This window comes from Pseudomonas coleopterorum (assembly GCF_900105555.1).
GTDB classification, from domain to species: domain Bacteria; phylum Pseudomonadota; class Gammaproteobacteria; order Pseudomonadales; family Pseudomonadaceae; genus Aquipseudomonas; species Aquipseudomonas coleopterorum.
This window is the reverse complement of sequence record NZ_FNTZ01000001.1, coordinates 85,654-104,733: the sequence shown is the minus strand read 5'-3', so window position 1 is coordinate 104,733 and position 19,080 is coordinate 85,654. Positions and strand designations below refer to the sequence as shown.

The 19,080-nt window shown below is 58.4% G+C and carries 13 protein-coding genes, 1 tRNA gene and 2 pseudogenes; 10 read left to right on the top strand and 6 right to left on the bottom strand.

What is annotated here, in order from left to right; genetic code table 11:
• Positions 1–41 precede the first annotated feature (41 nt).
• The gene (locus BLV18_RS00450) at positions 42–2,261 is read right to left on the bottom strand and encodes a TonB-dependent siderophore receptor (protein ID WP_090355342.1); all 2,220 of its coding nucleotides are present in this window, start codon (positions 2,259–2,261) and stop codon (positions 42–44) included.
• A 321-nt stretch (positions 2,262–2,582) separates the two neighbouring features.
• Between BLV18_RS00450 and BLV18_RS00445 the strand changes: the two genes are divergently transcribed.
• A complete protein-coding gene (locus tag BLV18_RS00445; RefSeq protein WP_090355340.1) occupies positions 2,583–4,328 on the top strand; it encodes an anti-phage dCTP deaminase in 1,746 nt (581 codons plus the stop codon).
• Positions 4,329–4,566: 238 nt separating this feature from the next.
• Here BLV18_RS00445 and gabP read toward each other — a convergent pair whose 3' ends face one another.
• Positions 4,567–5,955, bottom strand: coding sequence for a GABA permease (gabP, locus tag BLV18_RS00440; RefSeq protein ID WP_090355338.1), 1,389 nt, complete (start codon positions 5,953–5,955; stop codon positions 4,567–4,569).
• Between the two features lie 588 nt (positions 5,956–6,543).
• On the opposite strand from gabP, the gene BLV18_RS00435 reads away from it, so the two are divergent.
• The 9 genes and pseudogenes from BLV18_RS00435 to BLV18_RS22170 form a co-directional block, all read left to right on the top strand.
• Positions 6,544–7,317 (top strand): ABC transporter ATP-binding protein, encoded by a 774-nt coding sequence (locus tag BLV18_RS00435; RefSeq protein ID WP_056844502.1) that lies wholly within the window; start codon positions 6,544–6,546, stop codon positions 7,315–7,317.
• Positions 7,318–7,332: 15 nt separating this feature from the next.
• Entirely contained in the window at positions 7,333–8,076 is a 744-nt protein-coding gene (locus tag BLV18_RS00430) for an ABC transporter substrate-binding protein (RefSeq protein WP_090355335.1), read from the top strand.
• A gap of 55 nt (positions 8,077–8,131) precedes the next feature.
• Positions 8,132–8,827 carry an ABC transporter permease gene (locus BLV18_RS00425; RefSeq protein WP_049861638.1) on the top strand — a complete coding sequence of 232 codons (696 nt, stop codon included), beginning with the start codon at positions 8,132–8,134 and terminating at the stop codon, positions 8,825–8,827.
• A complete protein-coding gene (locus tag BLV18_RS00420) occupies positions 8,824–9,513 on the top strand; it encodes an ABC transporter permease (protein WP_049861637.1) in 690 nt (229 codons plus the stop codon). Before BLV18_RS00425 ends, BLV18_RS00420 begins: the two co-directional genes overlap by 4 nt.
• Positions 9,498–10,700, top strand: coding sequence for a methyltransferase (locus BLV18_RS00415; RefSeq protein WP_090355332.1), 1,203 nt, complete (start codon positions 9,498–9,500; stop codon positions 10,698–10,700). The genes BLV18_RS00420 and BLV18_RS00415 overlap by 16 nt, the downstream gene beginning before the upstream one ends.
• Positions 10,701–10,990: 290 nt before the next feature.
• Positions 10,991–11,066, top strand: a tRNA-Thr gene (locus tag BLV18_RS00410).
• A gap of 318 nt (positions 11,067–11,384) precedes the next feature.
• A complete protein-coding gene (locus BLV18_RS00405; RefSeq protein ID WP_090355329.1) occupies positions 11,385–11,831 on the top strand; it encodes a hypothetical protein in 447 nt (148 codons plus the stop codon).
• A 485-nt stretch (positions 11,832–12,316) separates the two neighbouring features.
• Positions 12,317–12,436 (top strand): annotated as a pseudogene (locus BLV18_RS22645) (integrase domain-containing protein); the annotation flags it as partial.
• Positions 12,435–12,608: pseudogene (locus tag BLV18_RS22170) on the top strand (LysR family transcriptional regulator); the annotation flags it as partial. The pseudogenes BLV18_RS22645 and BLV18_RS22170, both read left to right, overlap by 2 nt.
• Before the next feature lie 63 nt (positions 12,609–12,671).
• Here the strand turns inward: BLV18_RS22170 and BLV18_RS00395 are convergent.
• The 4 genes from BLV18_RS00395 to BLV18_RS22165 all read right to left on the bottom strand — a co-directional run bounded on the left by BLV18_RS00395 (position 12,672) and on the right by BLV18_RS22165 (position 18,938).
• Positions 12,672–15,872: a hypothetical protein gene (locus BLV18_RS00395; protein WP_090355324.1), complete on the bottom strand. Its 3,201-nt coding sequence runs from the start codon at positions 15,870–15,872 to the stop codon at positions 12,672–12,674.
• Between the two features lie 12 nt (positions 15,873–15,884).
• A complete protein-coding gene (locus BLV18_RS00390; RefSeq protein WP_090355322.1) occupies positions 15,885–17,300 on the bottom strand; it encodes a hypothetical protein in 1,416 nt (471 codons plus the stop codon).
• Positions 17,301–17,355: 55 nt separating this feature from the next.
• Positions 17,356–18,381: a helix-turn-helix transcriptional regulator gene (locus BLV18_RS00385; RefSeq protein ID WP_090355318.1), complete on the bottom strand. Its 1,026-nt coding sequence runs from the start codon at positions 18,379–18,381 to the stop codon at positions 17,356–17,358.
• 302 nt (positions 18,382–18,683) lie between these two features.
• Entirely contained in the window at positions 18,684–18,938 is a 255-nt protein-coding gene (locus BLV18_RS22165) for a hypothetical protein (protein ID WP_139210993.1), read from the bottom strand.
• Positions 18,939–19,080 lie beyond the last annotated feature (142 nt).

The window sequence follows — 19,080 nt, the reverse complement described above, 5'->3', positions numbered from 1 at the left end:
CTCACACGTCCGGCGCGCCTTCCTTGGCCAAATTGGGTGACTTACCAGCGAAACGCCACGGTCCCCAGCACCGTTCGCTCCTCGCCCCAATAACAGCGACCCGCGTTGTTGCAGCCCGACACGTATTCCTTGTCGAACAGGTTCTTCGCGTTCACGTCCACCGACCAATGCTCGTTGATGTCATACCCCACCAACGCATCCACCAGCGTCACATCGCCGGTTTTCAGCTTGCCGTACAGCGTCGGGGCTGTGTAGGCAAAGGTGTTGTCGAAGTAGCGCACGCCGCCGCCCAGGCGTAGACCGCTCAGCGCGCCATCCAGGAAGCGATACGTCGCCCAGGTCGACGCCTGGTTGCGTGGAATGCCCGTCAGTTGATGGTCTTCGAACAATGACCCTGGCGCATCTTTGGTCACCCGCGCGTCCGTGTAGGTGTACGACGCAACCAGACCGAGATTGGGCGTCACGTCACTGTTGACCTCAAGCTCCAAGCCCTGAGACTTGCTCTCGCCCACTTGCCGGCTGAAGCCGCTGCTGCCTGCGACCACGTCGCGTGATTTGGTCAGGTCGAAAACAGCCGCGCTGAAGGTCGTGTTCCACCCTTTGGGCTCGAACTTCACACCCACTTCATACTGCTTGCTGAGAATCGGGTCGAGCAGATCGCCATTGGGCTGGGACGATTGCTGTACGGGGGTGAATGCCGTGGAATAGCTGACATAGGGCGAGATGCCGTTTTCGAACTGGTACATCAAACCCGTCTGCCAGCTGAACCGGTGATCCCAGCCATCCAGGTCCGTGGCCGCTATTGCTGCGCTGCCTGGACGCGCCGCGCTGGCACGGTTGCGGTATTCGCTCTGCACCCAGTCCTGGCGCCCGCCCAACAGGAAGATCCAGTTGTCGTACTTGCTTTGCAATTGGCCATACGCACCGTACATGTGCTGATCGAGCTGGGAGTTCTGCACGTATTGCGAGGCGTTCGGTTGCACCGCCGAAAACACCGGGTTGAACACGTTGTAAGTACCGCCCAAGCCTGCGTTCCAATCCTGGTTGAACGAGGTGCGGTCGTAACTTGCGCCGAGCAGCACTGTGTTATCCAACGCCCCCGAAGTGAAGTGGCCTTCGAACTGGTTATCCACTGAATAGGTGATCGATTTGTTGTCACGATCATAAGCCGTGCTGCTCAACGTACTGCCAAAGCCGGCTCGGTTCAGATTGTTTGGCCAGGTTTCATGACGGTTCAAGCGCGATTCCATGTAGCGCGAGTTCTGACGGAACTGCCAGACGTCGTTGATCTGATGGCTGAACTCATAACCCAAGGTCCAGGTTTCGCGCTCAAAATCGTCCCAGTTCGGATTGCCGTTGAACTGGTCCTTGCCGATCTTGCCATTGACGTTATTGAGCAGCGTCCCTGCTGCCGGATAGCCCAACAGCAACTTGGTGCGGTCGCGCTGGTAAGTCGACAGCAAGGTCAGTGCAGTGTCTTCGCTGAAGTTGAACGTCATCGACGGCGCGATGTAGAGGCGGTCATCCGGCACCGAGTCAACTTGCGTATCGGCATTGCGGCCCAGCATCACCAGCCGGCCCAGAATACGGTTGTCGTCCGTCAACGGACCCGAAACATCGAGTCCGAGTTGGCGGCGATTGTTGCTGCCGTAGGTGAGCTTGGCCTCGCCCTGCGCGGTTTCGGTCGGCTTTTTACTGACCAGATTGACCAGTCCGCCCGGCGCATTTTCCCCGTAGAGAATCGAGCTTGGGCCTCGAAAGACTTCGGTACGCTCCAGCCCATAGGGCTCGGTGGTGGTGTCGTATCGGTTTCCTTGCAGGCGCAAACCATCTTTCAGCAAGCCATAGCCATAGTCCGTGGCGTTGTAGCCGCGGATGGAAAACAGATCACCGGCCAAACCATCGCCCACGGCGAAAGGCGGCGCGAAGATGCCCGGCACGTAGCCGAGAATGTCGGTAAGGGTCTGAGAACCTTGGTCCTGGATGCGTTGGCGCGTGACCACCGAGACAGAACGCGGCGTCTCGGGCAAAGGCGTACTGGTTTTGGTGCCCGCCGTGCTGTTCTTTACTTGATAACCCGTACTCTGCTGGCTTTCCGGTGCTTGTTCGGTAATGACCAGGTTCTGCAACTGTAGAACTGCATCTTTGGTTGCAGGTGTGGCAGGCGCCTGGTCAGCAGCGGCAATGCCCTGCCAACTGAGTGTGGCAACGAGTAAAGCCACAGAGTTCGCGCTGGAATTAATCTTGTTATTGCGAGCCATCTACCATCCTCTCCCCTGAAGATCCTGCGAAGACCAGCCGTTTTTTTGTGTCGACATATCTCAAAAAAGCGGGAGAATCTAGCACGGAGTGATTCGCATTTCTATTTAAGTCGTTTTGGGTTTGAGGATTCTCGTGGCCTCGTTGAGCTAGTTCGGGAATGGCTTGGGTGACTCACACATGCTGTTACCTATCGCAGGACTGGTTACCGTACGCTCGCGTCTTGATGGGCTATCTTTATTCGCTTCACGTCCCACCTCTCGAAAGTCACCGAGAGCCCCCTCGATCAACGGATTGATCGGCAGCAAGAACAAGGAGTCACCATGCGCTTTGATGGCACGTTCGAAGAACTGAAGATAAAGCTCGAAAGCATTCTGCCCGCTGGAGAGTGGCGGGTAATCAACGAAAACCAGCATCAATTCAAGACTCGCAGCAAAGGCATTCTCAACTGGTACCCGTCTACTGGCACCCTGCACTTCCAGGGCAAACCCCACGCGGCATCGAAGCTCCAGGAAATGGTCGAGCCTTTGCTCAATAGCCACTACGGAGCGCAGCACACGCAACCTGACGATGCAGCGCAAATGCTGGCAGAGCTTTCCCAGGAACCTGCACCGGACACATCCTATTTCATCGACGATACCTATTCCGATTCCGAGCTCATCATCGGGCTGGTCGGGACGATCGGAACCGACCTCCCGGAGGTGTCGAAGCTGATCGGCGACCGGCTCAAGATTTTCGGCTACGAAACCTGCACCATCAAAGTCTCTACGGATGTCATTGCCAGCATCGGCTCCCCTGCCGACACCACCCATCAGTACGACCGCATCAGCAGCTTCATGGAAGAAGGGAACCGGCTGCGCGAGAAGAGCAAGGACAACGCCATACTGGCATTGGGCGCGGCGGTGCACATCAACAAGCTGCGAAGCGAGTCGGCCCCCATGCGTCGCCGGGCGTTCATCATCAACTCATTGAAAAGCCCTGCGGAAGTCGAGCGTCTGCGCAAGATCTATTCGGATGGCTTTTTTCTGGTCGGCGTCCACGCCGATCTGACACGACGCCATGAGTATCTGGTGAAGGACCTGTCCATGACGGAGGAGCAGGCATCGCGCCTGATCGAGCGTGATGCGGACGAGCGCGACGAACATGGTCAGCACACCCGCAACACCTACCATCTCTCCGACTTCTTCATTGACTACAATGGCAACTCCGACTCGTTGAAGAAACAGACGTGGCGTATTCTCGACCTGCTTTTCGGTCGCCCCTACATCACCCCGACGTTCGACGAATACGCGATGTTCATGGCGTTTTCCGCCTCGTTGAGGTCTGCCGACCTGTCGCGTCAGGTAGGGGCAGTCCTGACCAAGCACCGCTGCATCATCGCCACCGGGGCCAATGATGTTCCCAAGGCCCACGGAGGCCTTTACTGGCCCGAAAAGGATCCAGACACCCACGGCATCGTGGATGCGCCTGACGGGCGTGATTACATGCGCGGTCAAGACTCCAATGCCATCCAGAAAAGGCTGATCATCGACGATATCCTTGCGGTGGTTCCCCAGGAGTATCACCAGGAACTCGCGCCATTGATCAGAAGGAGCAAGATCAAGGACATCACCGAATATGGCCGGGTGGTGCATGCCGAAATGGAGGCCTTGCTGTCGAGCGCCCGCTCGGGTGTGAACTGCTCGGGCAGCGACTTGTACTGCACGACTTTCCCCTGTCACAACTGCGCCAAGCACATTGTGGCTGCAGGTATCAAACGGGTGGTCTACGTAGAACCCTACCCCAAGAGCAAGGCTCTGGAATTTCACTCCGACGCCATCTCGCTCGGGAACAACCCGGACAATGTCGTATTCGAACCTTTCATCGGGGTTGGCCCGCGGAGCTTTTTCAACCTATTCTCGACGAATCTCGGCAGCGGCTACCCGGTGGCACGCAAGAACGACGACGGCGAAATCGTCGAGTGGAAAGAAGAGAGTGCAAAGCTCAGGACCCAGATGCTTCCGTGCTCTTACATGGATCGTGAAGCAGCAGCAGCGAATCTGCTGTCTACCTACATAGAGGGAACCTAAATGACGACCAAGAAGCAGGAATTTCTAAACCACGTATCCATGTGTCGACAAGCTGTCGCTCGCTGGCCAAGTTGGAAGCAGGATATCTTCAAGCCTCCGGCAGGCCCGAAGAACAGCGACATGGGGCAAAAAGAACACAGTCTGCGAGGACCGTCAGGGCAGTGACCTGTCCATCCTGAAACGACAAAGGCCGCTGTCATCACTGACAGCGGCCTTTGCATTCCAGCGGTCCAATCGATCAGCGGCTCAGCGCTACTCGCGCATTACCAGCCTTGCGGCGGCTGGAGATGATCAGGCCCGCAACCACAACCGCGATGGCCAGGCCGCCCGTGGCGAGGATTTCCACGCGGTGGTCTTCGCGCAGCGCCATGGTGGTCAGTACCGCAACGATGAACAGGATGACCAGGTAGGTGAGGCCGGGGAACAGCCACATCTTGAAGTCGATCTTCTCACCGGCGATCTCGCGCTTGCGGCGCATGCGCAGTTGCGACACAGCGATCACCAGGTACACCAGCAATGCGATGGCGCCGGAGGTGGCGAGCAGGAAATCGAACACGGCAGCTGGCGCGACGTAGTTGGCGATCACGGCCACGAAGGCGGCGGCGGTGGACATCAGCACGGCTACCGACGGGGTGCCCGACTTCGAGGTTTTCTGTGCGGCAGCCGGCGCGTCGCCACGCTTGCTCAGGGAGAACAGCATGCGCGAAGCGGTGTACAGCGCCGAGTTCAGGCAGCTGGTTACCGCGACCAGTACCACGATGTCGACGATCAGCTTGGCGTTGGGAATACCGATCAGCTCCAGCACGGTCTGGTAGGAACCCAGCTCGGCCAGGCGCGGATCGTTCCATGGCACCAGGGCCACCACCAGGAAGATCGATACGAGGTAGAACAGGAAGATCCGCCAGATCACCGAGTTGGTGGCCTTGGAGATCTGCTGACCGGGGTTCTTCGATTCGGCGGCGGCGATGGTGACGATTTCGGTGCCCATGAACGAGAACATGGTGGTCAGCATGGCAGCGACGACGGCGCCCAGCCCGTTGGGCATGAAGCCCATGGTGTCGGTGAGGTGGCTGACACCGCTGACCTGGCTGTTGGGCATGAAGCCGAACACCGCGCCCAGGCCCACGACGATGAAGGCGATGATCGCCAGCACCTTGATCAGCGCGAACCAGAACTCGAATTCACCGTAGTTCTTCACGCTGAACAGGTTGGTTACCGTCAGCACCAGGGTGATCACCAACGCGAACACCCAATGCGCAACGTCGGGAATCCACGCGTGCAGAATCGAGGCGGCGGCGTTGGCTTCCAGCGGGATTACCAGCACCCAGAACCACCAGTACAGCCAGCCGATGGAGAAGCCGGCCCAATGGCCGATGGCGCGGTCGGCGTAGGTGGAAAACGAACCGGTGTCAGGCGAGGCAACGGCCATTTCACCCAGCATGCGCATGACCAGTACCACCAGGCTACCGGCAGCGGCGTAGGCCAGCAGCACGGCGGGGCCGGCAGCGGCGATGGCGTGGCCGGAACCTACGAACAGGCCGGCACCGATCACACCGGCGATCGACAGCATAGTTACATGACGCGGCTTGAGTCCCTGAGCGAGACCTGTGGAATTCTGCGTACTCATAAAACTACCTTTGCGAAAAATAGCGTTCTGTCCGGCGGTGGTCGCGACCCTTGTGCAAAGTCCGCTACACCCCGTTCCATATCTTTTACGCAATAATTGCGCCAAATTGTACCAAGGTATATCCTGCCGCCCTGAATCGGACCTCTCGACCGATCGTGGCAAGGGATTGAATCCGTTGAGGTTTGCTCTTGTGGCTCCTGCGCATTACCGAACTACTCAGCCTGGGTCGTTATGCCGCACCAAAAAACGACGCCGGTAACACCCTCGCACAAAAACAGTGCAACCTAAAGGCGCAACTTTTGCGCGGACGATGCACGGCTCAGGTGCTACTTCGTGCCACCTGCCTCTCATCGCGCCATTGAACATCCGCTGCATTCGCGCTTTCCTCGTCCCGGCAAAACTGGCAACATCGCGCCTTTTTACCGCGCCCTGCCCGTCCGAAGTCCTGCCACAGTGCCCTTGCACCGTGCATCAGGCACTCGAGAACCCAGCTGCACGTTCAGTCCCGCCATCCGCGCTATGCTAGCTGTGCGCCTGGCTGTTCATGTCGACGATGGCAGACCGCACCCGCCTATATGAGGACCGCACATGGCTCAGGCCACGCCCGCTCTGGAAATCCGTAACCTGCACAAGCGCTACGGTGCACTGGACGTGCTCAAAGGCATATCGCTGGCCGCCAACGACGGCGCAGTGATCTCCATCCTCGGTTCATCCGGTTCCGGCAAGTCGACCCTGCTGCGCTGCATCAACCTGCTGGAAAACCCTCACCAGGGCGAAATCCTGGTGGCCGGTGAAGCGCTCAAGCTCAAGGCCGCACGCAACGGCGAGCTGATTGCCGCCGACAATCGTCAGATCAACCGGCTGCGCAGCCAGATCGGTTTTGTGTTTCAAAATTTCAACCTGTGGCCGCACATGAGCGTGCTCGACAACATCATCGAAGCGCCGCGCCGCGTGCTCGGACAGAGCCGCGCCGAAGCGGTCGAGGTGGCCGAGGCGCTGCTGGAAAAGGTCGGTATCGCCGACAAGCGCCACGCCTATCCGAACGAGCTTTCCGGCGGTCAGCAACAACGTGCGGCGATTGCCCGCACCCTGGCCATGCAGCCCAAGGTTATCCTGTTCGACGAGCCGACCTCGGCGCTGGATCCGGAAATGGTCCAGGAGGTGCTCTCGGTTATTCGCAACCTGGCCGAAGAAGGCCGTACCATGCTGCTGGTGACACACGAGATGGGCTTCGCCCGGCAAGTCTCCAGCGAAGTGGTGTTTCTGCATCAAGGTCTGGTGGAAGAGCAGGGTACGCCCGAGCAAGTATTCGACAACCCCTTGTCGGCGCGCTGCAGGCAGTTCATGTCCAGCAACCGCTAACGGAGCAATAACAATATGAACATCAAGAAACTCTTTCTGGCGGTTGCCGCCACACTGCTGGTCAACGGCGCGGCCATGGCGGCCGAAAAACTGCGCATGGGCGTGGAAGCGGCCTACCCACCGTTCAACAGCAAGGACACCAGCGGCCAGGTCGTGGGCTTCGACGTCGACATCGGCAAGGCCCTGTGCGCGAAGATGGCAGTGGAATGTGAAGTGGTCACCTCCGACTGGGACGGCATCATCCCCGCGCTGCAGTCGCAGAAGTTCGACTTCCTGGTGTCGTCCATGTCGATCACCCCCGAGCGCTCTGCAGTGGTGGACTTCACCAACCCCTACTACAGCAACAAGCTGCAGTTCATCGCCAAGAAGGGTGTGGATTTCCCCATCGACCGCGAAAGCCTGGAGAACAAATCCATCGGTGCCCAGCGCGCGACTTTGTCCGGCACCTGGCTGGAAGACAAGTACGGTATCGAGGCTCAGCTCTATGACACCTCCGAAAACGCCTTCCTGGACCTGAGCAGCGGCCGCCTCGATGCCATCCTGGCCGACAAGTACGCCAGCTACGACTGGCTGAAAAGCAAGGCCGGCCAAGACTTCGAGTTCAAGGGCGATGCGGTCGAGGAAAGCGACAAGATCGGCATTGCCGTCCGCAAGGGCGACGCCCTGCGCGAGAAGCTGAACGCGGCACTGCAGGAAATCATCGCTGACGGCACCTACAAGAAGATCAACGACAAGTACTTCCCTTTCAGCATTCTCTGACAGCCCGGCAGGCGTCGACCTAAAGGCCGACACCTGCCCCTGAACAAGCCTGCCCATGAACATCGATCTCTATGGCTTCGGCCCTGCGCTTGCCGCAGGCGCGCTGATGACCGTCAAACTGGCCCTCAGCGCCCTGTGCCTGGGGCTACTGCTGGGCCTCGCCGGGGCTCTGGCGAAAACCTCCCGCAACCGCCCCCTGCAGTGGCTCGGTGGTTTCTACTCGACACTGGTACGCGGCATCCCCGAGCTGCTATGGGTGTTGCTGATCTACTTCGGCACCGTCAACGGCCTGCGCAGCTTCGGCCTGGCGCTGGGTGTCGGGAGCCTGGAACTCAGCCCTTTCGCCGCTGGCGTGATTGCCTTGGGCCTGTGCTTCGGCGCCTACGCCACCGAGGTTTTCCGCGGCGCCATCCTGGCCATCCCCAAAGGTCATCGCGAAGCCGGCCTGGCCCTGGGCCTGAGTACGTCGCGGATCTTCATCCGCCTGGTATTGCCGCAGATGTGGCGCATCGCCCTGCCGGGGCTGGGTAATCTGTTTCTGATTCTGATGAAGGACACCGCGCTGGTCTCCGTCATCAGCCTGGAAGAAATCATGCGCAACGCGCAGAACGCCGTCACCGTCAGCAAACAGCCGTTCACCTTCTATATGGTCGCCGCCCTGATGTACCTGAGCCTCACCGTGGTCGCCATGGTTGCCCTGCACTTCATGGAGAAACGTGCCGCGCGCGGCTTCGCGAGGGCTTCGCAATGAACTGGGAAGTGATCATCAAGTGGCTGCCGCGCCTCATGCAAGGCGCCACCCTGACCCTGGAACTGGTCGCCATCGCGGTGCTGGCCGGACTTATTCTGGCCATCCCGCTGGGCATCGCCCGCACCTCGAAGAAGTGGTACATCAGCGGCCTGCCCTACGCCTACATCTTCTTCTTTCGCGGTACGCCGCTGCTGGTGCAGCTGTTCCTGGTGTACTACGGGCTGGCGCAGTTCGACGCCGTGCGCGAGAGCAGCCTGTGGCCCTACCTGCGCAGCCCGTTCTGGTGCGCCGCCGGGACCATGACCCTGCACACCGCCGCCTACATCGCAGAAATCCTGCGCGGCGCCCTGCAAGCCATTCCCAAGGGCGAGATCGAAGCCGCCCGCGCCCTCGGCATGTCTCGCAGCAAGGCGCTGGTGCACATCATGCTGCCACGTGCCGCCCGCATCGGCCTGCCGGCCTACAGCAACGAAGTGATCCTGATGCTCAAGGCCAGCTCGCTGGCCAGCACGGTCACCCTGCTGGAACTCACCGGCATGGCCCGCACGATCATTGCCCGCACCTACCTGCCGGTGGAAATCTTCTTCGCCGCCGGCATGTTCTACCTGGCCATGTCGTTCGTGCTGGTGCAGGCCTTCAAACTGCTCGAGCGCTGGCTGCGCGTGGACGCGTGCCAGGGCCGCTGACCCTGCAAGGCGACCAGCTGCGTGAGCGCTTTCACGCACTGGACGCCTTTTTGGCCGCGCATGTCGATCTGTGGCGGCCCAAGCCCTTCATCCAACTGACCTTACCTTGGGAAGCCAAGTATCCCGAGCTTGCCAGCTGGCTGCGCGCCCGCACCCTGGCCGAAGCCGAGGCTGTGCATAACTCGCTGCTCGACCTGGACGCCCCCGCGCCTTTTCCTGCGTTGGCCCAACAAGCGCATGCGCTAAGCGCAGTAGGCCCGCTGCCGACCACTGACGTGCCCGCTGCCCGCCCCCGACTCAACGTCGACGTGCCCGGCCGCAAATGGCAGCAGATCGAAGCCTTCGCCGCTGCCCTGTCCTTCGCCGATTCCACCAGCCACTGGCTGGACTGGTGCGCCGGCAAAGGCCACCTCGGCCGCCGCCTGCTGCGCGATGGCCAGCACCTCACCTGCCTGGAATACGACCCCGCACTGGTCGCCAGCGGCGCCCAACTCAGCAGCCATCACGCCTTGCCCGCCCACCACCAGCTGCAAGACGTCATGGCCGACGACCTGCGCCTGCCAGCCTCCACCACCCCCGTCGCCCTCCACGCCTGCGGCGAGCTGCACGTCCAGCTCATGCAGCGCGCCACCCAAGCAGGCTGCCAGCACCTGGCCTTCGCACCCTGCTGCTACAACCGCACCCACGGCGCCTACCGCCAATTGTGCAGCGAGCCCTCCGCCCTCTCCCTCACCCTCGAAGACCTCGGCCTGCCCCTGGAAGCCACCGTCACCGCCGGCGCCCGCGTGCGCCGCCAGCGCGACCAGTCCATGGCCCGCCGACTCGCCTTCGACCTGCTGCAGCGCGAGCAACGCGGCACTGACCACTACCTGCCCTGCCCCTCCCTGCCCGCCGCCTGGCTGGACAAACCCTTCGCCGACTACTGCCGCGACCTGGCCACACTGCAGAGCGTACCCATAGCGCATGGTGTGGACTTCGACGACCTCGAAGCGCGCGGCTGGCAACGACTTGCCCAAGTCCGCAACCTCGAGCTACTGCGCGGCCTGTTCCGCAAGCCGCTGGAGCTGTGGCTGGTGCTCGACCGCGCCCTGTACTTGCAAGAACGCCAGTACACCCCACAGGTCGGCACCTTCTGCCCGGAAACCCTGACGCCCCGCAATCTGATGATCATCGCCGAACACACCTGAAGCCTGCGCAACCTGTGGATAACTCTGTGGGTAGAAGTGTGACGCGACGCATCGGTGCTGCGCCAGAACGCTGGAATGCAGACTGGTCATTTTTCGGTCATGTCCGATTCGCCAGCGAAAACAGTAGCTTGCGAACGATGTCATCAAAACGACCTAATCGGCGAACGGTCGACCAGGTTGGCACGCCGAATGTGCATAAGCACTGACGGGTTAAGAGCTAAAGACGAAGAAATTATGCCGCAGGGGGGTTTACTCGGGCGATCGAATGGCTATAATCAGCGCCCTCACTTGCCGGTATAGCTCAGATGGTAGAGCAACTGACTTGTAATCAGTAGGTCCCGGGTTCGATTCCTGGTGCCGGCACCATAGTTTGACGAGAAAGGCTCACCGCAAGGTGGGCCTTTTTTGTTTGTGGTTTTTGTGGGTGTCTGGCCCACGCGCACCCCCTGCAGGAGCGGCCAGTGGCCGCGAAGGCGTCGGTTTAGTCGCCGCATCCTCCCGCCTCATTCACTCGCTGTTCGTAGGCTCGAAGCTATTGAACCCCGCAGATCTAAATATCCATATCGCCACTCGCTGTGGCACCCGGCTGCAACGGAATCAACATCAATAGCTGCCAGCTTATGATCCGTGAGGGCTATAACCCATACTGAGCATCCAAACCATCCGTAGACTCGATCTCTTGGCATGAAGCACTCCACAATCAGCCAATCCGCTTTTGCATTCTCCGACGCCTTCCGAAAGCGACCCCGTGACGACTTCGCCTTCGAGCTACTTACGAGCTTCCCCACAGCCTGCTGTGAATATGCCAGCCTCCTGCTAGCTTGGTTTCTTGTCGAGGAGCACCCGGATATTCAGGTCGAATTGGTGACTGGGGAATTAGTGGGTGATCGCCAGAGCCGACATGTTTGGTTGAGCATCGACGGACTGAATGTTGACATCACCGCTGACCAATACGATGTACGTCTCCCATGTGTACTGATCACCTCCCTTGGGGAGTGGCATGCTAGATATGACGTAATCCATCGGAAAATTTTCGACAAGAATTTCTACCTTTCTTATGAAGAAGCGGGACAGCTGGAGCTTTTCGCTGACTATCAGTTCCTATCACAGCAAGCTCGGGCATCTCACTAGTTATGCCGCGTCTGAAGGGCGCGGATCGATAGGTGGCCTATAAGTCGCTTGGCTACCACCGGTTGAGCTGGTCGATCCCAGCTGATAGAGATCTCTCGCGGGGCTTTGCCGCAGTTATATTCATGACAATCGGCCTGACGACTACAGAAGTCACCAGCAACAGCGATGCAGATCATGGTGCTGCAGACCACGGGTTGGACTACACCCAGCTGACAGCCAGCCATACCCCGGTCATCGCACCGCTGCCTTCACCCGACTCAGGATCTCGCGGCGCTGGTTTCGTCAGCCAGCGCAGCCTCCACCCGCCCACTGGTAACGGTGCTCAGAAGGCCAGATCATGAGTGCCCATGCTCCCGGTCGTAAGGAGCCGCAAGTCCCGCGTTATTGGACAACCCTCACAGGTCGCAGGGGCCTCGATCCCTGATAACACTCAACATTCTTGGCGGGATGACGTGGAGAAGGTTTCAAAGGTTAGGAGTTTGATCATGGTATTGGTAGGCAGACGGGATGGACGGAACTTTAGGTATGGACGGCAACTGAGTTATGCCGGGCTACAGGTGCTACGTGATCTGTTTGGCGTAGGGCATTATGGGCGTGCTCTAGCTACCGACGTACATGGTCAACACGTCGGTGGCAAAGGGCGAGCTGGTGCGGCTGTTTAAGGACTCGCAACTGGAGGTGATGCCGATGTTCGTGGCCTACGCGCCCAATTGTCACATCAGTTTCAAGTTGCGAGTGTTCATCGACTGGATCGTCGAGTTGATGGCGGGGTATTGAGCGCAAATCGCGCATTGACGGCAGAGGGGAGCATCGGCGACGCCCCCCCCCCTCCGATCCGCGCTACGCTTTCGGCTGGTAGATATAGTTGCCACTTCGCAGGAAGGTTTCGTGTTTGTTCGGCGAGTAGACGCTCAAGGTGCCCTGCTCGTTGGCCGCGAAGTGCTTCCAATCGCCTTCTTCGAGTACCAGTTCCGCAAAGTTTTCTCCTGTCTGGCTCACGTATAGCGCCTCTCGCCCCCAGCGTGTCGTAAATAGACTGACATCTCGCAGATGAGCGCTGGCATTGATGCGAATGTCTTTGGATTGAAGTTTCCACTCATAGCCTTTGTCGGACGTCATGACACGATCCGAGTAGAAACACATCACAGTCTGTCCCATACGCGTGATGAGCGGTGCATCGTAGCTGTCGTCTTCGCTCGCCCAGGTACAGATTCGCCAGCCTTTACCGACAACGTAATAGCTGACGAACGAGGCCGCGTTGTTCTTCTTCTTCAGTGACTTGAATACCCAGTTGTACTTGCAGAATGCAAGTAAGCTGCTTCCATCGGGCAGCGGCTGGATGCTTTCTACTTCGATTCCCTCCGAGAAGCTCGGTGCGTCTTCCCAGCGCAGCCATGGGCCGTCGAGGTCGGCGGTGCAGAAGATGGCGACCTCGTCGTAAATGCCGGTCTTTGTAGAGTCGAAAATCAGCCCTTTTTCGACGTAGGAGTACTCCTTGCGCTCCTTGAATCTCCATAGCCACAGGCCGTTGAACCGGATGACCTCTTCAGTTTGGGTGAACTCCCAGCCCTGCGCATCCGGGAAACGGGTCTGTTTCCAGTTCTGCGCATCGCGGGAGTAATAGAACCCATCGTTGTAACCCGCTATAGCAATCCATATTCCACCCACAAAATACAGCTGGGAGATTGCGGGTAAGTTATCGGTGGCGCTGAGACGCACGTTCTGCCAGTGCTCTCGATCCAGGCTGCGATACACATGGTTGTCATGGTCGACGATCAACCACGTGATGCCATCGGTCTTGATGTACTGGATTTTCTCGGGGTCGCAGGGAGCGTGCTGTACCTGACCCCATTCGATGCTGAACAAATGATCCCGGTCATCTTTTTCGATGACGACCGACTGTTTGGCCAGCTTTTCCTGCTGTTCCTGATAAAGTCGCTCGGCACGCTGCTTTGCTTTGCGCTCAACCACGGACTCGTCGAATCGACCTTCCATGAATTGCGCGAGCTGTTCGGCCACGTCCGCACAGGCATTTGAAAAGGCACTAAGTGTGTCGTCGAGCTGGCGCTCGAAGTGATTGAACTGGTCGTACCAGTCTGCGTTAGCTGCGGAGTTGTCCAGCTCGAAATCGGCATAGCCGGATTCGTCCTTGAAGGAGATCGTGGGCAGGCCCCAGCGCGCCAGCATACGATTACCTTGGTTCAGCGCGCTGGAATGTCCGGAGATGAAATCGCTGATTTTCTTGCGCATCTCGTTCAGCGCGGACAGGCAGGAACCACGGCCAAGAGTGTAAGCCGTTCCCTCCACTTTGCTGCTGACCTTGCTCAGGAACGAGTCGTCCCATGCTTCCATGAAGAACGAGTAATCAGAGGCTTTCAGAGTCGCTTTCGCCAGATCGAACGAGAGACTGCCGGCCTCATGACCGACCGTGCGCAGTCTGGCGCGAGCCTCGGTGAAGGTCTGCTCAAAACGCAGCTCGCGGTAGCGAACGATGTTTTTCCAGCCGTTGGTCTGCTGCTGCAACTTCTCGGCAGCCGCAAGCACGTGCTCTTCATCCTGTTCGGTACTGATCACCAGCCCACGGGCGAAGTTTTCCTTGAACTGTGCGGGCTTGAGCGCGTTCAGGATACGCAGCACATGAGGACCTTCGATCTGTTTCTGGCACAGCGTCAGCAGGTAAAACGCATCGAGCAGCCAGGTGTAGGTCTTGTCGTCGCCTTTGAGCAGATCCTGCAGGATCGGCAAGTAGTCCTGAACCTTGCGGGGATTGTCCGCCAGTACTGCGATTTCAATTGGCGCTTGCGGGCACCCGGCCTTGTGCGCTAGCAACTCGAGAAACTCCCGGCCCTGTCTGTTCAATGACGCCGAGTTCTCGATGCACAGAGCGAACAGCAACAGATAGTTGTGTCGGGCGTCAAGATCGTCAGTGGTGTCGAAGAAGGTGTGGGAGTGGATCTCCGGCAACGACGACACCAGTGCAACCGGCTCGGCTTGGGCATCTTCGGCAGGTTCGTCGGGCAAGGCGTTAAGACCGTGCTGATCCTTGTAAATCTCCAGAGTCAGCAGGCTGCCGCCGATGATTTCCTCTATCAGGTCGCGCAACCGGTACTGGGTATAGAGGCCGGAAAACGCCTTGCCAAAGAATCTGGAAATAATTCGCTCGCGCTTCTCGTCGCTGTCACAGACTTCGCCATCCGAGATCATGTCGATGATGCGGTCGTACTCGTCGGAGAGGTAATACAGCGAGTTGAACGCCAAACCCGAGATGTTTTTCTGGACGAAGTACGAATCGGCGACGTGTTCTTCGAACGATAGCTCGATGACCGAGCGGTAGCGTTCGATGCTGGTGGTTTCGATCTGATCGATCAGGTCGATGATGAAACTTAATAGCTGGACTTCTTCGTCACAGTCCACGTCCAGCTTTTCCAGCGTGACGATCAGGTGGTTGATGTCTTGCGTGGTCAGCATGACGCCGGGGTGGCTTCGTATGAAGTCATACGCCAGGTTGAGTACCAGCAGCCTCTTGGGCATCGATTTGTAGCGACGTTTGTTCGCTTCGATGTTCAGCGACCATTGGTGAAAATTGGTGTTGTTCTCAACCCGAACCAGGCGGCGATTGATCTTGTCGACCGCCACCAAGACGAAATTACGGGTTTCGATGATGTATTCGTTCATTGTGCCCAAGTTGTTGCGTATCACCGCAATACTCTGGGCGTTGATCAGGTTCTGCTGCTGCAGTTGCTTGAGGTAGTGCCATGCGAATTTCTGCATGTGCAGCGCGTCAACTTGGTTCTGCAACTGCTTCTGGCGATTCTTGCCGCTGAATGCACCGGCAAACCGCTTGAAGAATCCGCTCTCGGCTTGTTGTTTCAGGCGTTCCTCGCTGCACGTGACCAGCCGTGAAGCATCCACTGCCAGTTGCTGGGTCAGCGCTGCGTTGTTCTGATGCTGAGCAACCAGTGCCTCAAGCGCTTCCTGCTCCGAGGCGTTCAGCGGTTGATTGAAGATTTCCTGAGGTACTGCTTCGACCGTTTCGCTCATTGAAAATATGCCTTAAAGATTATCGATCAGGTTCTTCAACTGTGTGCTTTGGGCTGCCATGGTCTTGACCTGGCCAGCAAAGTGGCGCTCGGACAAGTACAGGCCCTTGTGAAATTCGGCATAGAACGACTGCGACATCTGCAGGTATTCCAGCGAGTCATGCATGATCATTGCGGTACCCACCACGTGTTCGGTGGCGGTTAGCGTCAACCGGAAACTTTTCTCGATGTGGTTGTCGATAGCGATGCTCATGGCCATCGTAGTGATCAGGCCGCCGATAATGCCGCCCACCAGCGCACCGATCGGTCCACCGAGAGTGCCCACTGCAGCGCCCACCGAGCTGCCGACGACAGCTGCACCAGTCTGCAGTAAATTGTGGCCCGTTCGGGTTTCCAGCTCTTCGCTTGTGATCTTGCCGGTGGCAAACAGCACCACGTTCTGCACCACGTCCACGGCACATACCGCAGCAGCAGCCACACCATTTTTGGCGAAGGTGCGCTTGAACGCCGAGCCCGCGAACAGGGCAGGCAAGTTGCGTGCTGTGATGCTGACCGTCGCAGTCGCGATGCCTGCCTTCAGCGCGCTGTCACCGGCGGCGATTGCGGTGTTTTGGAGAATCTGGAAAATCGCTTGCTCCACCGTGATTTCGCCGTCGCGGGCTTGTTTGATCGACTGGAAAGTATTAATACTGCCCGCGATCACCGTAGTGATGACAGCTGCCGAACCTGCCGCGTGAAGGCTTTGTTGAATGGTGGCCTTGTTCAGGTAACCGTTCTGCATCTTTTCATGCAATTGCTTGCCTGCCTCGGTGCCGCTGCCCAGATGCTCGGCGTCCCGTTTGCCCAGAGGCGTTGACTGAACGCCCTCGACATCGAGGTTGCCCGTCGTCTTCTCGCGAACCTTTTTGGCGGCATTGGCCACTTCCGGCCGCGTTTGCTGGTTTCTCTGCATGTCTCGTTTGGCCGCTTCCTTGATCTGTTCGATCTGATCTGCAGGCCCGATGAATGCATCACTGTCCTGATACTGATGAATGCCGTCTTTCGTGGATCTGAATGCCTTCTGCGTGGCATCGCCATTCTTGAAATATTTCAACTGCGCTCCGAGCAGTTGCTCGTCGCCCTTCATGACCACGATATCGTGGGTGGTGTGATTCTTCGCCAACGGGGTGTTGGTGAAGTTGTCAGTGAAGGCGCGGACTTCCTTGTCCTTGAGGATCGCGTCTAGGTTGAATGATTCGGCGTGCCATGTCTCTGCGGCGAACCCACCTTTGATCGCGCTGTTTTGCGCGGTTCCGGTAATCTTGTCGATGATGGCGTTCGCGTGATTGATTTCGCCCAGCATGTGGCCAATCTTTTCCGACGCCTGGGTGGGCCAGATCGGGCAGAGGCTGACTGAGCTGTTCAATGCCCTTTTACGTTGGTTGTCCATGAAGCTTCCTTGGCATCATCTAGATACAGAGGGTTGATCGGCGCGCTGTCGGGCATCAGGTGCTTGTTGAGACGGCGTCGCAATAGAGGGTTCGCAAGTTGTTCAGCTTCTGGCTAATCTCATCGACCCAGACCTGTGGCGCATGGACCCGAATGTTGTCGTTGAGCCCAAAAATCCACCAAAGCGTGTCCCGGTCTAGCGACACTTGAGCGTGCAAGCGTTTCCAGCTGTGGTCAGGGAGGTCGCTGAGGCTTTGCACGCTGCTCAGCGGTGTCTCACTGAGTAAGGCGGCGATCTGCGGGTGAACGTCGGCGACCAGTTCGACCTGCGCATCGGCTTGTCGATGGTTGAAAATTCCTGTGTCGATGTAGTCGTCGACGTCGAACGTAGCGTGCAGCTCCGCCACTTCATCCAGCACCCTGACCTCGCGAATGCGATGCAGGGCAAACTGGCGAAGATCGTCGTAGCCGTCAACCGATGCCACCAAGTAGCTGATGGCATGTCGCGACACCAGTCCGGCGGGGTGCAGACGGAACTGCTTGAGTTCGCTTTTGCTGCGGCTCTGATACGCCACTTCCAGTTTCCGGCGCTCCAGCAAGCCGGTTGAAACCTCACTCCAGACCTGCGGTGCAATGCTGGCAGGCAGCAAGGTTTTTCCGTTGGGAACCGTTCGGACCCGCTTTGCCCAATCCGCCAAGCCGTTGTCACCCAGACCGCCCAGAAAATTTCGGGCGCGCCTGAATTGGGGGCCGAGCTGGTCCAGAACAACTTGCGGGAGCAGTGTGGTCAGATGTCGTTCGGAGAGGTAGAGCGCCAGCGCTGTCGGGGTGTCCATGTCTTCCAGTTTCAGCGGCGCATCGCGGGTAAAACTCCAGCGGAAGGGAGTTTCACTGTCGTCGCACTGCAGCGAGAAGGGAATGGACAATCGGTTCAGATCGCGCTGAACGGAGCGCAGCGTCACGGAGAAACCCTTGTCCCGGAGCTTTTCCAGCAGAGTCGAGGTGGCGATGCGCTGCGGCTCGGTGGGCATCAAACGCAGCAATGCGAACAGCCGCAGGAGCGTATCCTTCGCTTGAGACATGGCAACTACCTTGTAAGCCGATTCAACGGATGGTCACCATTCTGGCGCCAACTTAGCGTCGATGCTACGGGACTGAATGGCTCAGTGCCATCTTTCATGTTTGCCATACCACTAAAGTCTCGACATAGAGGGCGGGGATTTTCAAAATGACGCAGTTGTCTGCGCCGGTTCAAGCGCGGGAACAGCGGCTCTGGGCATCGCGTTTAAGATCGCTGTACTTGCGATAAAACGCGTAACTTTTCTGCAGAACGACACACAGTCCGATCACTGCTACCAGGTTTTTCATAAGGGACGCCTTGTTTTCATTCATTGTCTTCAGTAGGGCGACGAGGTGTGTCGCGCCCTATTTCGTTGTTCAGGGCCAGAAATTCTTCCAGACGCGCCTTCAGCACCTCTTTGTTGGTTGCTTCCCGGTATCCGAGCGGCAGGTCATGGCAAGCCAGGCAACGCGTGGGAGGCGGCAAAACGGTCGGTCGTGAATCACACCAAGGCAAGACGGTCGTTTTCCAAGAGCATTCGAGACAGACAAGAGTGAGAGGGAGTGATGAGATGAGCATGGCTACCTCCTGCAATCTTCGGTGCTGCAAGATTGCTTTGCGAGGGCGACAGCACATGTCGCTCATCCACAGGCGCTGAGCAGGGAAGGGGACGGAGCGGGCGATTTACTGAACTAAACAGCCACCGTTTTATGTTTTTTCG